At 45.9% G+C, this 15321-nt stretch carries 11 protein-coding genes; all 11 read left to right on the top strand.

Features of this window, described 5'->3' with window-relative positions; all coding sequences use genetic code 11:
* The first annotated feature begins 8 nt into the window (after positions 1 to 8).
* The 11 genes from ACO1NU_RS07330 to ACO1NU_RS07280 all read left to right on the top strand — a co-directional run bounded on the left by ACO1NU_RS07330 (position 9) and on the right by ACO1NU_RS07280 (position 15308).
* The gene (locus ACO1NU_RS07330; RefSeq protein ID WP_448817824.1) at positions 9 to 1607 is read left to right on the top strand and encodes a SusD/RagB family nutrient-binding outer membrane lipoprotein; all 1599 of its coding nucleotides are present in this window, start codon (positions 9 to 11) and stop codon (positions 1605 to 1607) included.
* Between the two features lies 1 nt (position 1608).
* Positions 1609 to 3702, top strand: a complete 2094-nt coding sequence (locus tag ACO1NU_RS07325) for a prolyl oligopeptidase family serine peptidase (RefSeq protein ID WP_448817823.1) — start codon at positions 1609 to 1611, stop codon at positions 3700 to 3702.
* Positions 3699 to 4670, top strand: coding sequence for a serine hydrolase (locus tag ACO1NU_RS07320; RefSeq protein WP_448817822.1), 972 nt, complete (start codon positions 3699 to 3701; stop codon positions 4668 to 4670). Before ACO1NU_RS07325 ends, ACO1NU_RS07320 begins: the two co-directional genes overlap by 4 nt.
* A complete protein-coding gene (locus tag ACO1NU_RS07315) occupies positions 4671 to 6059 on the top strand; it encodes an APC family permease (RefSeq protein WP_448817821.1) in 1389 nt (462 codons plus the stop codon).
* Positions 6056 to 7570, top strand: a complete 1515-nt coding sequence (locus ACO1NU_RS07310; RefSeq protein WP_448817820.1) for a serine hydrolase domain-containing protein — start codon at positions 6056 to 6058, stop codon at positions 7568 to 7570. Before ACO1NU_RS07315 ends, ACO1NU_RS07310 begins: the two co-directional genes overlap by 4 nt.
* A gap of 18 nt (positions 7571 to 7588) precedes the next feature.
* A complete protein-coding gene (locus tag ACO1NU_RS07305) occupies positions 7589 to 9406 on the top strand; it encodes a serine hydrolase domain-containing protein (protein ID WP_448817819.1) in 1818 nt (605 codons plus the stop codon).
* A 156-nt stretch (positions 9407 to 9562) separates the two neighbouring features.
* The gene (locus ACO1NU_RS07300; protein WP_448817818.1) at positions 9563 to 10780 is read left to right on the top strand and encodes a C40 family peptidase; all 1218 of its coding nucleotides are present in this window, start codon (positions 9563 to 9565) and stop codon (positions 10778 to 10780) included.
* 1 nt (position 10781) lies between these two features.
* On the top strand, positions 10782 to 11912 hold the full coding sequence (locus ACO1NU_RS07295) for a dipeptide epimerase (protein WP_448817817.1): 1131 nt from the start codon (positions 10782 to 10784) through the stop codon (positions 11910 to 11912).
* A 1-nt stretch (position 11913) separates the two neighbouring features.
* Positions 11914 to 13149 (top strand): serine hydrolase, encoded by a 1236-nt coding sequence (locus ACO1NU_RS07290; protein WP_448817816.1) that lies wholly within the window; start codon positions 11914 to 11916, stop codon positions 13147 to 13149.
* 108 nt (positions 13150 to 13257) lie between these two features.
* Positions 13258 to 14118, top strand: coding sequence for a phosphodiester glycosidase family protein (locus ACO1NU_RS07285; protein WP_448817815.1), 861 nt, complete (start codon positions 13258 to 13260; stop codon positions 14116 to 14118).
* Positions 14119 to 14120: 2 nt separating this feature from the next.
* On the top strand, positions 14121 to 15308 hold the full coding sequence (locus ACO1NU_RS07280; protein ID WP_448817814.1) for an exo-beta-N-acetylmuramidase NamZ family protein: 1188 nt from the start codon (positions 14121 to 14123) through the stop codon (positions 15306 to 15308).
* Positions 15309 to 15321 lie beyond the last annotated feature (13 nt).

Raw genomic sequence — 15321 nt, 5'->3', positions numbered from 1 at the left:
TTGTGTCCATGAAAAAGATTATATATATACTGGTCTTGTCAGTAGTGTTAACATCATGTAAGAAGTGGCTTGATGTGAATGACAATCCGGATAGTGCAAATTCAACTGTACCTACAGCCGACCAGCGCTTGGCTCCAATAATTGCACAATTTGCAGATGGTTACGAAAGCGCCGGAACCAGAGCTGCATTTTTGTCACAACAACTTGCGGTAACCTACGCGGTAAACAATAACTGGAATCTGACTAGATGGAATGTTAATGCGTCAAACGCTGGTTGGCCATGGCAGGCCTGGTATGTGAATACCGCCGTTAATATACAACCTATGATCGAAGCAGCTGAAAAGCAAGGAGCCTATCATTATATCGGTGCGGGTAAGATCATGAAGGCCTGGGGCTTTGGAACACTTGCTGACCTTTATGGCATGATCCCTTATGAGGAGTTTGACAATCCTGCCATAATTACGCCCAAGTTTGATGATGGCTCTTATGTGCAAGAGAAAGTGCTAGCGCTACTTGATGAAGCGATTGCCGATCTTAAGAAGACACAAGAGGTTGGTGCACCAGCACTTTCGGCAGGAGATATTCTTAACGGAGGAAACGTTGATAGCTGGATCCGTTTGGCTTACGGTTTGAAAGCTCGCTATTTGAACCATCTAACAAAAAAGTCAACTTACAACCCCCAGGCTGTACTTGATGCGTTAGCTAACGGACCGCAGACTGACGCCCAAAGCTCCATTCTGCAATATGTTGATGAAGGTCCTGATGTACCCAGTGCAGCGAAAGAAGCATTACAATATACAAATACGAGTACTACTGCGCGAATCACCAAGTTGTATCTCAATTATATCACTAATAACTATACCGGCGCTCCGACAGGGGCTACCAATATGGAAGATCCCCGCACCGATCTTTTGATTCCAAGCAGTCAGCAAAAGGGAATAATGACCCGTTCCGCCGGAGTAGACATGCAGTCGCCATTGCCTGCTACGGGACCTTTAGCCAAGGATTCGAGCTATGTGCAATTACGTAAGGCGCCGTATGCGCCTACTGCTAAGGACAGGATCGTTTCTACGGGAACCTGGTATACCCAGCGGGGTGCAAAAGGTCTATTGCTCACGAATGCAGAAATGCGGTTTATTGAAGCAGAGGTTAAATTCAGACAGAACCAGCCAGCCGTCGCTCTTGCAGCCTATAAGGCAGGGATTCAATCTCATATGAGCATTATGGGTGTTGCAGCTGACAAGATCAGTGCTTATCTGGCAAGTTCTTCTGTGGTGCAGAACCCGGCTGCTTTGACCCTGAGCCATATTATGATACAGAAGTATATCGCTTTGTCATATTCTCCGGAGCTGTTCTCGGATGTGAGAAGGATGGATTATTGCACAGATGCAAGTGGCAATTATAATGAGGCTACAGGAGTTTACAAAGGCTTCAATCGCCCCTCTCATGTGTTCGTAGAAGCTTATCCAAGCGCTAACAACTGGCCTCGCAGGTTCGCTATTCCGAGCTACGAAGTTAACTATAATCTTGTTCAGGTTTTGAAAGCTAACCCTAACGCTTCATTACCGACTTACTTAAATGAGCCGATCTGGTGGGATAAGCCTTAATATGAGAAAAGCACCTTTTATTCAAGTACTAGTATTTTGCGTTGTTTTTATCACTCAGGTTAAAGGTCAGTCCTTTGACCTGAGTGACGTTACCAATTATCCTTTTAGTTCTGATCTGACTGCTTCGGCTCAGGGGAGTCGCATCGCTCTTTCCATCAATCAGCAGGGTAGGCGTAATATTTACGTGGGTCAGGGGCCTGACTTCAAACTACGAAAGCTCACCACCCGTGATAGTGACGAAGGTATAGAGATCAGCAATGTGAGGTTGTCGTCTGACGGGAAGTGGGTGGTGTACGTTACAGGGGCAGATCATGGGGCATTCGATGAATCGAAGGCTAGAAATCCTTCATCCTTGCCGGTTGCCCCGGCTGTGCAGGTGTGGTCAGTGCCGTTTGAGGGAGGAAAACCTGTGCTTATTTCCGACGGGGACTTCCCTGAATTGAATCCCGCCGGAGATCGTATTGCCTTTATCCGGAACTCCCAGGTTTGGGAGGCACCAGTAGATGGGAAAACTCCGGCAAAGCAACTTTTTTATACCCGGGGAGCAGTGCATTCGCTTCAATGGTCGCCTTCCGGTAAGGAACTAGCATTTGTCGTATCCAGAAGAGATCATGCTTTTATAGGTATATTCAGAGGTAAGGAGCAAGCTATTCAATGGTTAGCACCGGCTTTCGCCAGCGACTATTCACCAAGATGGTCGCCTGATGGGAAGTCCGTGGCTTTCATCCGTACTCCGGCGAGCGGAGGCGCGCCAGACTCCCTGTTGAGCAGGCGACATCGTAAATGGTCTATCTGGAAAGCAGATGTGGCAGATGGGAAGGGGAGTCTGGTATGGAAAGCTCCGGAATCGTTACGCGGATCTGAACCGAGGAATACTTATCTAAACTGGGGGGAGCGGAATCGGATTGCATTTGTTTCTGCACACGATGGTTGGCATCATCTGTATTCGGTATCAGCTGCCGGTGGCCAGGAGACTCTGCTTACACCCGGCAATTTCGAGGTGGAACAGGTGCGCTTAAGTCCGGACAAGAACTGGCTGGTATTTAGTTCCAATACAGGATCAGAAAGAGAAGATATTGACAGGCGGCATATTGCCCGCGTACCTGTGGATGCTGCAAGAATGGAGTTGTTGACAACAGGGGAGGGTATAGAAGAAACTCCGGTGCTGACGGGTGACGGCAGATCTCTTGTGATGATCACATCGACAGTAACACGTCCGCCTTTGCCAGCAGTAAGACATCTTGCCGATAAAATCACGAACTACAAGCTCCTTGGTTCGGAACTCCTTCCCGGAAACTTTCCAGGTAAGGAACTTATCGTTCCGAAGCAAGTCGTATTTAAGTCTTCAGATCAGTTGAATATACATGGACAGCTATTTATGCCTTCCAACAAGAAAGGGAAGAGGCCGGCGGTGGTTTTTGTGCACGGTGGTCCTAGGCGGCAGATCCTTCTGGGCTGGAATCAGGGTGATTATTATGCGAATACGTATGCTATCAACCAATATTTGGCGAGCCGTGGTTTTATTGTACTAACGGTCAATTACCGCCTGGGAACAGGATACGGTTATGATTTTTACAATCCTGCTAGCGCGGGCAGGGCAGGCGCTTCCGAGTATCTGGATGTAAAAGCTGCGGGGGAGTATCTCGCATCACTCCCTGATGTAGATGCTGAACGGATTGGCATTTATGGGGGCTCATACGGTGGATTCCTTGCTGCATTAGCTCTGGGGAGGGATTCGAAATTATTTGCTGCAGGCGTCGACATACATGGTGTTCATAATTATTTGGAGAGAGTGCCTGTGGAAAGAGGAGAGCAAGCCCCTGATCTTGTGGAAGCACAAAAGGTTTTCTGGGATTCCTCACCTGTAGCATGGGTAGATAGCTGGACTTCGCCTGTATTGATTATCCATGGCGATGATGATGGCAATGTGGATTTTCAGGAGAGTATTGATCTGGTGAGAAGGTTGGAAAATAAGAAAGTGGATATGGAAACGCTGGTGATACCTGATGAAACTCATCATTGGATGAAATATTCAAATACATTAAAGGTAAATTCGGCGATCACTGAATTTTTGATCAGAAAACTTAAACCATGAAGAGAGCCACATTTACCTTTGTCTTATTTATTCTTGTCAGGCTGTGCTTCTGTCAGGAGGCCACCGGAGAGTCGACCGTTAACGTTAATGAGTTGGTCAGGAATGTTTTTAAGCGAAAAACCATTACATCGAAACAACTAAGAAACACTATACAGGCTGAATTTGGCAAATATCCGCAAGCAGCCTTTGCCGTCGCTTACCTGGACGTTGAAACGGGGGATAAGTTTACGATCAACGAGCGGGAGAGTTTTCATGCGGCAAGCACGATGAAAACGCCGGTACTCGTTGAAACCTATAAGCAGGCCGCGGAAGGGAAATTCTCCCTGGACGACTCTTTACTGGTTCATAATTCATTTAAGAGCATTGTCGACGGCAGCATATTTGCAGTTGACTCAGCGGATGACAGCGAGAAGGATCTGTATAGTTTGATCGGATCGAAGGTCCCGGTAAGCGACATCCTGTTCAGGATGATTACCAGAAGCGGTAATCTGTCTACGAACATCATTATTGACAAGGTGGGTGCAGAAAACGTCAACCAGACGATGCGAAGTATAGGTGCTAAAGACATCCGGGTATTAAGAGGGGTGGAGGACAGTAAAGCGTTCCAAAAAGGGCTTAATAACACAACAACGGCTCATGATCTGATGCTGATATTCGGCAGGATTGCGAGAAATGAAATGGTCAGTCCCGAGGCATCAGGCGGAATGGTTGATATACTGATGAGTCAGCACTTCAAGAATATTATTGGAGGTAAGCTACCTCCGGAAGTAAAAGTAGCCAGTAAGAGTGGTTCTATTACTGCCGTTTGTCATGATTCAGGAATTGTATTTCTACCTGATGGAAGACGCTACGTAGTGGTATTGTTATCGCGAGGCATTGAAGATCATAAGGCAGCTTCGCAGCTACTCTCGAACGTGTCGAAGCATATCTACGATTATAACCGAAGTAAACACAGATCTCCTAAGTAGATGATAGAGTCGGAATTAAAAAGGACGATTACCCGGCTGCCGGCAATTTTGCTCGTAGTGAGTTCGATTATTGGTTCGGGGGTTTTTAAAAAGATTGCACCGATGTCTGACACGTTGCACTCGCCTATGCTTATTCTTGCATGTTGGATCGTGGCGGGGCTACTGAGTTTGATGGGCGCCTTGTGTACTGCTGAACTGGCTGCTATGATGCCTGGTTCGGGTGGTGAATACGTGTATTTCAAGAAGATTTATGGGCGTTTCTTCTCCTTTTTATTTGGCTGGGGTAACCTGACGGTGATGAAATCGGCAACGATAGCGGCGCTGTCTTATATTTTTGCGGAATCATTCAACACTTTGCTGCCGCTACCGGATCTCTCATTTGCTGCACCGGGTTCTATCGGTCATAATGTGAGCATCAAGATGATTGCTACATTGCTGATCATCATCTTAAGTTATGTTAATCATCGGGGAGTCGTCTTTGGGGAAAAGCTTAGTAGGTATTTTATCGTCAGCATTATCATCGTCATCCTAAATTTTGTAGTACTGACAGTTGTATCTGACAAGGGAAGGATAGAGAACTTCCATACGGTTGGGGAAGTGCCGGAAGGCTGGCCATTGATGGCAGCCTTGTTTGCTGCGTCTCTGAGTGCGTTTTGGGGATATGAAGGCTGGAATAACATTGGATATCTTGGGGAAGAGGTTAAGAATCCACAAAAGAACCTGCCTCTGGCACTGGCCGTTGGAACGGTTATCGTAATTATCTTATACCTCTTGGTAAACGCCTGTTATCTGTATGTGATGCCTGTGGATCAGCTTGCTTCAATCAATCAGGGAATGAATAAAATTGCTGCGGTGGAAGTTGCCCGGGTGATTACCGGAAATATAGGTGCGATCGTGCTATCCTGTCTGATTCTGCTGACTACGTTCAGTTGCACAAACAGCACGATACTGATGTCGGCACGCATCTTCTATGCGATGGCGCGCGATGGCTTATTCCTGAAGAGCGCAGGAAGGGTACATTCGATTTTTCAGACTCCTTCGAAGGCGATCATGTGGCAAGGCATCTGGGCGCTGGTGCTTTTATGGTCTGGGAACTTTGACCAGCTGACAGATCTGCTCATCTTTGCTTCTTTCATCTTTTACGGATCGAGCGCGTTCGGCGTGTTGTTACTCCGGAAGAAAGAGCCTGATGCTCACAGGCCCTACCGTGTGATCGGGTATCCGGTATTGCCCATTATGTTCGGGGTATTTTGTCTGACACTTGTTGTAGCGACGATCATGCAGAAGCCGGTACAGTCGGGGATCGGCCTATTTCTGATTTTCTCAGGAATTCCTGTTTATTGGTATTATACGCGGAAGCTTAAAGAAGTTGAGGAGGGAGTAAAATGATGAACCTGAGTAGCTGCCTTCATGGACTTGTTGTTGGCTTAGTTTTTACTGTATCAGTACAGAAAGGCCACTCACAAGTCCCGATTTTAGTTAACGATACGGATCAGGCGGGCAATATAGCTGTTGCACTTCCTATGGTGGACAGTTTATTTAATGCGTATCGGAATCAGTATCATTTGCCGGGGCTTGCTTACGGTATTGTATACGGGGGCAAGCTTATACATAAAGGATATCTTGGTTATGCAGATCCGGAGAAGAAGCGTTTGGTTGATGATGCATCGGCTTTTAGGGTCGCTTCGATGACCAAGAGCATTGTTGCCATGGCTATTCTAAAGCTCCGGGATGAAAAAAAGCTGCGCCTCGACGATGCTGCGGAGATGTATATTCCGGAACTTAAAGGGCAAGTGTATCCATATTCAGATGCTCCGCTCATCAGCATCAGGCATCTTCTTACGCATACGGCAGGATTTCCAGAGGATAATCCCTGGGGAGACAGGCAGCTCGCTATCAGTAATGCTGAGATGCTGGCCATGATTAAAAAGGGTGTAAGCTTTTCAAATGCTCCGGGTGTGGCGTTTGAATACAGCAATATGGGTTACGCGATGCTCGGCTATATCATTGAACGCGTGACGGGTGTTTCTTACCAGCAATATATTAGTCAGCAGCTTTTCAGTCATCTCAACATGAGTGCTTCGTATTGGGAGTATGATAAGGTTCCGCCGGATAATCTCGTTTATGGTTACAGAAGGGTAGGAGAGAAATGGGTTAAACAACCCATGTTACATGATGGTGCCTATGGAGCAATGGGCGGCCTGATTACTACGATTGATGATTTTTCAAAATATGTGATTGCCCACTTATCAGCCTGGCCTTCATCGGATGATCAGGAAGCAGGCCCAATTAAGCGAAGTTCCCTGAGGGAGATGCAGCAACCCTGGGCTTTTAATAATGTGCAGTCGGGCATAGTGTCTGCCTACGGATATGGATTAAGGTGGACGAGAGATACCAGTGCACGCGTGATGGTGGGTCACAGTGGGGGCTTGCCTGGCTTCGGCAGCAATTGGACTATTCTGCCTGAGTATGGCCTGGCTGTGATTTCTTTCAGTAATCAGACCTATGCGCCCTGCGGATCGATGAACAGTCGTGTGGTTGAAGCAATTATCTCGCGGGCGGGACTGAAGGCCCGGAAACCGGCCTTATCTGCGGTGCTTTCTACGCGACTGCAGCAGCTGTTAAAAGTCCTTCCGGACTGGAAGCGGGCAGAGCAGTCGGGGATTTTTGCTGAAAACTTTTTCAGTGACAATTATATCGAGGTGCTCAGGGAAGAGTCTGTGCGCTTATTCAAAAAGGCAGGAAAGATCAGGGGGATTAAAAAGGTGGAGCCCACTAACAGGCTCCGGGGGACTTTTGTTCTGGACGGTGAAAATACGGCTATCGAAATTAAGTTTACGCTTAGTCCCGAACATGAACCGCTCATTCAGCAGTTTCAGATCATGGAAATAAAAGAATAATAACACAAGGATAATATCATGAAGTACAACAAACGTCTTTTTCTAAAGGCACTGCTTTTTGGGGGGCTTGCCATATCAGGTGCACAGGCTCAGCAGCATAAATTGAATGAAAAATGGTTGAAAGAGAAGAAGATTATTGAGCGGAATACCGTCTTGCTGAACAATGAGCAGAGTTTTATTCCTATCAGGAAGCTGTCTGATAATCGTATCGCGAGTATAGGGTTCAATTCTCAACTTTCGGGAACATTCGACAGGATATTGAACTTACATGCGCGGGTTACTGCGGTGGACGGGAATGCGTATTGGGGGAAGTCGGCCCGACTGAGTGATCTTAGCTATGATCTTAAATTTTATAATACGCTGATCTTACAGCTTGAAGCTGCTCAGTTGCGGGATCAGCAGGTACTTGATTTTATAACAGATAATCAAAAAGAAAAGCAGATCATTGTTGCAGTCTTTGGCGGTCAGGAGGCTTTAGTCAAACTTGATGGTCTTTCGGTTCCTGTCATCTGGAGTCAGAAAGTCTCTGCGGAATCAGCAGACTATACTGCTCAGGCGATCTTTGGCGGTGTGCCTCTGATGGCCAAACTCCCGGCTAATATATCCCCAAAATATAAAAAGGGACAAGGATTTACGACGACGGTAAGCCGGCTTACTTATACGGTTCCGGAGGAGCTTGGCATTAATTCAGCAGATTTGCAACAACCTATAGACGCGATCATTGCAGAAGCGATTGTCAAGCGAGCTACACCGAGTGCCGTGTTATTGCTGGTTAAAGATGGGAAGGTGATTATGAATCAGGCATTTGGTTCGCATACCTATGAAGGGACTCAGAAAACCAGAACTACTGATATTTACGATCTCGCTTCTGTAACTAAAACGACTGCTACGACGCCGGCAGTAATGAGACTGGTTGAAGAACACAAACTTAAACTGGATACGCCTGCTAGTGCATATATACCGAAAGCATGGGCGACTAATAAGCGGAATACACCTGTTCGTCAGATCATGCTTCATGAGGCGGGCTTTGTGCCGTTCATTCCTTTCTTTAAGGATATTAAGCCGGACGACTTCCGCAAAGATTCCTCAGCTGCGTATCCTGTGTCCGCTTCTCAGAACTACTATTTCCGGAAGGATTTCTTTAAAGACGTGATGTGGCCATTGATGTTAAATTCGGCTCTGCGCGACACCGGCAAGTATGTCTACAGTGACCTCAGTATGTACTTCATGAAGGAGATTGTTGAAGGAGTTTCTTCGCAGCATCTTGAGAATTATGTTCAGGAGAACTTTTACAAACCTCTCGGAATGCAAAGAGCCGGATACAATCCGCTTTACAGATTCGCAAAGGAGCAGATCGTTCCGACAGAGATCGATACGCTCTTCAGGAATACCTTGCTGCAAGGGTATGTGCATGACCCGGGTGCATCGATGGTAGGTGGTATCTCCGGTCATGCGGGTTTGTTCGGTTCGGCAACTGATCTTGCAATTTATTATCAGATGCTTCTAAATGGTGGTAGCTATGGAGGAACTCAGTACTTCAAGCCAGAAACCGTTCAGATGTTTACCTCCAAACAGTCGCGCACCAGCCGCAGGGGACTAGGCTTTGACAGGAGTGATGCTAAAGAAGATTATCCATCCAAACTAGCGTCTGCGAATACTTTTGGCCATACAGGCTATACCGGAATACGTGTTTGGGTAGATAAGGATGTTAATTTGGTTTATATCCTGTTAACAAATAGGGTTCACCCGGTGACATCAAATAAACTAAACGAGCTCAGTACCAGTTCCCGATTAATGGATTCTATTTACCAGGTCGTAGGAAAAGCAGCCCGCTAAACTTGTATCGGATCAGTTAATGTGCTGCTTTTTGCTGCTTAGTAGCAAAAAGCAGCTATAAAGTCGCGTTTTTGTGCGCTATCTCCTCAATAAGTCGCAACAATTACTGAACTCAGGAGATGATTTGCTATATTTAAGTATAAATCTACAATCCCAATGAAGAAAGTAACTCTCCTTGCTCTCTGTTTAATAGCATTGCCGAATATGATAAGAGCGGCAGAGCAAGACTCCCTGCTTTCCCGTTATCAAAACATCATCCAAACCGTTAAATCGGAGCTTGTACCGGATCCCCGAACGGAGGTTTTTAATGTGACGCTGAATAATGGAAGAGTGCAGGTGGAGACGACGAGAAAGGATGCTCTGGAACGGTTTAAATCACTCATGACGAAAGCTGGAGAGAAAGAGGAGGTAACAGAAAAGCTGCTTCCTGCCGGGGAGCTCGGGGAGAGGTTTATGGGGCTTGTTCGCCTTTCTGTTGCCAACCACAGAGAGGAGCCGGGCCATCCCGCAGAAATGGTTACCCAAAGTTTGTTGGGAACGCCGGTTCAGCTATTGAAGAAGCAAATGGGCTACTATCTGGTCCGTACGCCAGATACTTATATCTCATGGCTTAGTGACGATGAGGTAACACCTATGACTGAAACGGAGATGGAGCAATGGAAAAAGTCAGCTCGGGCTGTATATATTGCAGACTACGGATATTCTTTTAGCAGCGCATCGGCCCAGTCACAGCGGGTTTCAGACCTGGTGAGTGGCAATATCCTGGAAGTGACAGGGAAGAAAAAGGAGTTTACGCAGGTGAAATATCCTGACGGGCGTGTTGCCTGGGTTCATTCAAAGGATCTGGTGATGCTTGATGCCTGGTTATCGCGGCCTACCCCATCAGCCACGGATGTATTGAAAACAGCGCGTCAGTTTGTAGGAGTTCCCTATCTGTGGGGCGGCACCTCTGTAAAAGGTATGGACTGCAGCGGCTTTACACGTACATGCTATTTTCTAAATGGTATACTTCTCTCGAGGGATGCTTCGCAGCAGGCTTTATATGGTGAGAAGATAGATATCCATGAGGGAGATTCTTTGAGTATTGAAAAGTGTATGAAGAATCTACAGCCGGGAGACCTGATGTTTTTCGCTTCCGGGCGCGCCAGAAATCGGAACGCAAGAGTAACGCATACCGCCATTTATATGGGAGAAGGCCAGTTTATACAGGCTGCGGGCATGATACGCATCAACAGTATCCTGAAGGAAGCCCCGAACTACGATGATTTTCAGAGCCGGACACTCGTTGGAGCCAGAAGGGTTTTAAGTGCTGTCGGCAACAAGGGGATCAGCCGGGTAGATCACAACAAATTTTATAAAACAGCAGCAGAATAATATGCATAGCAGAAGAGATTTTATCAAAAAGACAGGCTTGGTAACAGGTGCAACTATGGTAACAGGATCATCAAACGTATTTGCTCAGGCTTCATCAGAATGGGCCGGAAAAGGAAAATTGCAGTTGAGCTATAAGCCTTATACACTGCAGCTCAGGCATGCTTTCAATCTGGCGACGAGTTCGAGGACAACGACGCCTGTTGTGCTTACCCAACTTGCCTATAACGGAATAATCGGTTACGGAGAAGCCTCTATGCCGCCTTACTTAGGTGAGTCTCACGAGACTGTACTGAAGTTTCTGGCCAAAGTTGATCTTTCCAAATTTGAAGATCCATTCCAGATGGAAAAAATACTGGACTATGTTGATGGGATTGAAGAAGGGAATAAAGCGGCAAAGGCTTCTGTTGATATTGCGCTACACGACCTCGTAGGGAAAATTATAAAGCAACCATGGTATAAGATCTGGGGCTTTGATCCTGCAAACACGCCCAACACATCCTTTACGATTGGAATAGATACACCTGAAGTCGTTCGCCAGAAGGTGAAGGAAGCTGATCCGTATAAGATTTTAAAGGTCAAGTTGGGAAGAGATACCGACAAGCTCATGATTGAGACCATTCGCGAGATGACTGATAAGCCCTTGTGTGTGGATATAAACCAGGGGTGGACCGACAGGAAGATGGCTTTGGATATGGCCCACTGGCTTCACGAGAAAGGAATTGTGTTTCTGGAGCAACCTATGCCTAAAGAACGCATAGACGATAATGCATGGCTGACTGAGAATAGCCCCATCCCCACCATAGGAGATGAGGCAGTTCAGCGTTTGGATGATGTGTTGAAGGCTCATAAAGTTTACAACGGAATCAATATTAAGCTGATGAAGTGCACGGGAATGCGCGAGGCACATAAAATGCTGATATTAGGAAGGGCCCTGGATATGAAGATTATGATTGGCTGTATGACCGAGACTTCATGTGCGATTTCTGCAGCTGCACAGCTGTCGCCAATGACAGACTGGGCAGATTTGGATGGTGCATTGCTGATCAGCAACGATGTTTACACAGGAACAACGATCAAAGATGGCAAGGTAATGCTGAACGATAAAACAGGTATTGGAATTCAGAAGATCTGATATGCGAAAAAAGTTTGTCGTTGCTATTTTAATGATTGGCTCTATCATGCAAAATGGATATGCGCAAAGTCAGGGAGACTGGCTTCCTTCTTTGCTAAAGCAGAATGGTTCGTCTCATTTGAAAGAAGTGTTGGCACATCAGGATGAGTACAGGGTGCAGGTGATCTATACGAAAATTGAACGGGATAAGAGGAACCGGCCGCATTTTACGTCATATAAGCTGAATCCCGTTGACCACTACTTTTATCCGGCATCTACCGTTAAGCTGCCCACTGCGCTCTTAGCGCTGGAGAAGCTGAACCGATTGAAGGTGAAGGGGCTGGATAAATATTCGAGTATGATCACCGACAGCGGCTTTACTCATCAAACGAAGGTTTCGCAAGATCTTACCGCTGAAAATAAGAAGCCATCGGTGGCACACTATCTCAAGAAAATATTCATCGTTAGCGATAATGATGCTTATAACAGGCTGTACGAGTTTGATGGGCAGCAGTTTCTGAACGAAAGGCTGTGGGATCTGGGGTTCAAAAACACCAGGATCACTCATCGGTTCCAATATCCGATGACAGAGGAAGAAAACAGGTACACTAATCCGATTCGCTTTTACAATGGAGAAAGTCTGGTCTATGAGCAGAAAGGGGAGTACAGCAAAGCGAAGTTCAGATATCCGGAGAAGATCCTCATCGGGGATAAGCATATGGATAACGATGACAAGCTTTGGGATGGACATATGGATTTCTCGAGGAAGAATAGTTTCCCGCTGGCAGAGCAGCAGAATATGCTGAGAAGGGTTTTGTTTCCTCAATCGGTGTCAGCTAAGGAGAGATTCAACTTGAAAGAGGACGATTATGCGTTTTTATATAAATACATGTCGATGCACCCGGCGGAGAGTGACTTTCCGAAATATGACACCAAGGAATTCTTTGAATCATACGCGAAGTTTTTCTTTTTCCGCGCAGGAAAACAGCAGAAACCGGACTATATCAAAATATTTAACAAGGCCGGATGGTCACACGGGTTTTTAACAGACAATGCCTATGTGGTTGATTTTAAGAATAACGTTGAGTTTATGGTTAGCGCTACCATTTATGTGAACAGTGATGGAGTGATCAACGACAACAAGTACGAGTACGAAGAAAAAGGTTATCCGTTCTTCAAGGAAGTGGGGGAGATTTTGTATCAGTACGAGCTCAAAAGAGAGCGGAACCATCGTCCGGACTTAAGTATGTTCAGATAGGTGCGTGATGGTGCGTGTTTCAACTTTTTATGTGCAGGAGTTTGCAGATGTTGCTGAAATCTTTTATCTTCATCATTGTTGTCAACCATCCGCTAAAACTAATCACCTATGAAAAGCTTGTTCAGTGTTGCGTGTTTGTTAATTGGGTTTGGAAGTGCTTTTGCGCAGACTGATTCAAGCGCAGTCGTAAATGCCGAATGGCTAAGTAGAAAAATCTCAAAGGGCGTCATATTGAAGCAGGCGGCATTCCATCAAAATCTTTTTGAGTCGAATCAATTCGTAAGTATTCTTGAGATTAAGCAGAAGCGCCGCTACACGATTGATCTGGCTTATGAGGACTCTTTATTACGGACGACTAGCGAATTTGGAGAAATACATAAGGCGCTCGCGGCCATCAATGGTACTTTCTTCAATATGGCCAGGGGAGGGTCTGTTGATTATCTACGGTCTGATGGTAAAGTTATTAATGAAAACAGGTTGAATAAAGATGGCAGTCGGGCTGTACATCAGAAAGCGGCTGTCGCGATCCGTCGGGGAAAACTGTCGTTGACGGAATGGAATGGCTCTGACACCTGGGAAAGCTCTATAGAAGCAGAAGACGTAATGTTGAGCGGTCCCTTGCTCCTAAGAAAAGGCTCCATCGCTGGTCTTGATTCTGCAGTCTTTAATACAGCGCGCCATCCGCGGTCCATTATTGCCACAGGAAAAGGGAAGAAAATCTATTTCATCGTTGTAGACGGCAGGAGAGAAAATGCCGTGGGTATGTCCTTATTCGAAGCCAGAAAGGTTATGAAGTGGCTGGGCATGATTGATGGGATCAATCTGGATGGGGGAGGCTCGTCAGCACTCTGGGTTGCCGGTCAGCCCTTTAATGGTGTAGTGAGTTATCCTTCCGATAATAAAAAGTGGGATCATGAAGGTCAGCGAAAGGTGGCAAATGTTATCCTTTTAAAAAATAAAAAGCCATAAGTATGTTTTCGAAAAAAATCACGGGTCTGATAGCCTCTTTGCTGGTTGTCAGCTTCTCACATGCGCAGTTCCGGACTGGAGCAGATCAAACAGAAAAATATCTATCCTATTTGAAGGGAAAGCGGATAGGGATGGTGGTCAACCAGACTTCTATTATTGGAAATAAATCAAGCGTTGACAGCCTTTTTTCATTAGGGATCAATATAGTTAAGGTCTTTGGACCAGAGCATGGTTTTCGTGGGAACGTCGGTGCAGGAGTACACGTAGGCGATTCAAAAGATCCTGCAACCGGGATTTCGGTCGTTTCTCTTTATGGGAAAAATAATAAGCCAACCAGTGAAATGTTAAAGGACGTCGATCTGATGATCTTTGATATACAGGATGTAGGAGCCCGCTATTACACTTATCTGGCAACCATGCACAGAGTGATGGAAGCTTGTGCAGAGAACGGCAAGGAGCTGCTCATTCTCGATCGTCCGAATCCTAACGGATATTTTGTAGACGGACCTGTACTGGACATGGCTCTCAAGTCGGGCATCGGTATGCATCCGGTACCTGTAGCACATGGTATGACCGTGGCAGAGTATGCTCAAATGATCAATGGTGAGGGATGGTTGGCGAATGGCGTTAAGTGTAAAATCAAGGTAATTCCACTGGCAAACTACAATCACAATATGCCTTATGTACTACCCGTTGCGCCGTCACCGAATCTGAATACGAACGCGTCGATATTGCTTTATCCCTCCGTTTGTTTATTCGAAGGAACGATCATCAGTCAGGGGAGAGGAACCCACTTTCCTTTTACGGTGTTGGGAAACCCGGATTTGAAGGGTAAGTACTCTTTTTCCTTTACTCCCCAAAGCATCAAGAGTATGAGTGAGACACCGCTCTTTATGGGGCAGGAATGTTTTGGTTTAGATTTGCGTACTGTTGATCTTGTGCAGCTTAAAGCAGCAAAGAAGCTCAATTTGTCCTGGTTGATTGAAATGTATAAGGCCTATCCATACAAAGAAAAGTTCTTTGATTATAAGCAAAGTAAAGAGATAGGGAACTTTGACAAGCTCGCGGGAACCAAGGAATTAAAAGAGCAGATCATTGCAGGAGTGAGTGAAGAACGGATAAGGGCAAGTTGGGAGCCGAAATTGTTGTTATTTAAGAAAATGAGAAGAAAATACCTTCTTTATAGCTAGATTTTCATCAAAT

Source organism: Arcticibacter sp., from assembly GCF_053551015.1.
The sequence above is the reverse complement of the archived record's forward strand: the minus strand, read 5'-3'. Positions and strand labels throughout refer to the sequence as shown.

Excerpts from the sequence above, each read along its gene's own strand:
- ACO1NU_RS07320 (WP_448817822.1), top strand. The coding sequence starts at position 3,699 with ATGAAGAGAGCCACATTTACCTTTGTCTTATTTATTCTTGTCAGGCTG.
- ACO1NU_RS07295 (WP_448817817.1), top strand. The coding sequence starts at position 10,782 with ATGCATAGCAGAAGAGATTTTATCAAAAAGACAGGCTTGGTAACAGGT.
- ACO1NU_RS07325 (WP_448817823.1), top strand. The coding sequence starts at position 1,609 with ATGAGAAAAGCACCTTTTATTCAAGTACTAGTATTTTGCGTTGTTTTT.
- ACO1NU_RS07280 (WP_448817814.1), top strand. The coding sequence starts at position 14,121 with ATGTTTTCGAAAAAAATCACGGGTCTGATAGCCTCTTTGCTGGTTGTC.
- ACO1NU_RS07305 (WP_448817819.1), top strand. The coding sequence starts at position 7,589 with ATGAAGTACAACAAACGTCTTTTTCTAAAGGCACTGCTTTTTGGGGGG.
- ACO1NU_RS07300 (WP_448817818.1), top strand. The coding sequence starts at position 9,563 with ATGAAGAAAGTAACTCTCCTTGCTCTCTGTTTAATAGCATTGCCGAAT.
- ACO1NU_RS07290 (WP_448817816.1), top strand. The coding sequence starts at position 11,914 with ATGCGAAAAAAGTTTGTCGTTGCTATTTTAATGATTGGCTCTATCATG.
- ACO1NU_RS07285 (WP_448817815.1), top strand. The coding sequence starts at position 13,258 with ATGAAAAGCTTGTTCAGTGTTGCGTGTTTGTTAATTGGGTTTGGAAGT.
- ACO1NU_RS07315 (WP_448817821.1), top strand. The coding sequence starts at position 4,671 with ATGATAGAGTCGGAATTAAAAAGGACGATTACCCGGCTGCCGGCAATT.
- ACO1NU_RS07330 (WP_448817824.1), top strand. The coding sequence starts at position 9 with ATGAAAAAGATTATATATATACTGGTCTTGTCAGTAGTGTTAACATCA.
- ACO1NU_RS07310 (WP_448817820.1), top strand. The coding sequence starts at position 6,056 with ATGATGAACCTGAGTAGCTGCCTTCATGGACTTGTTGTTGGCTTAGTT.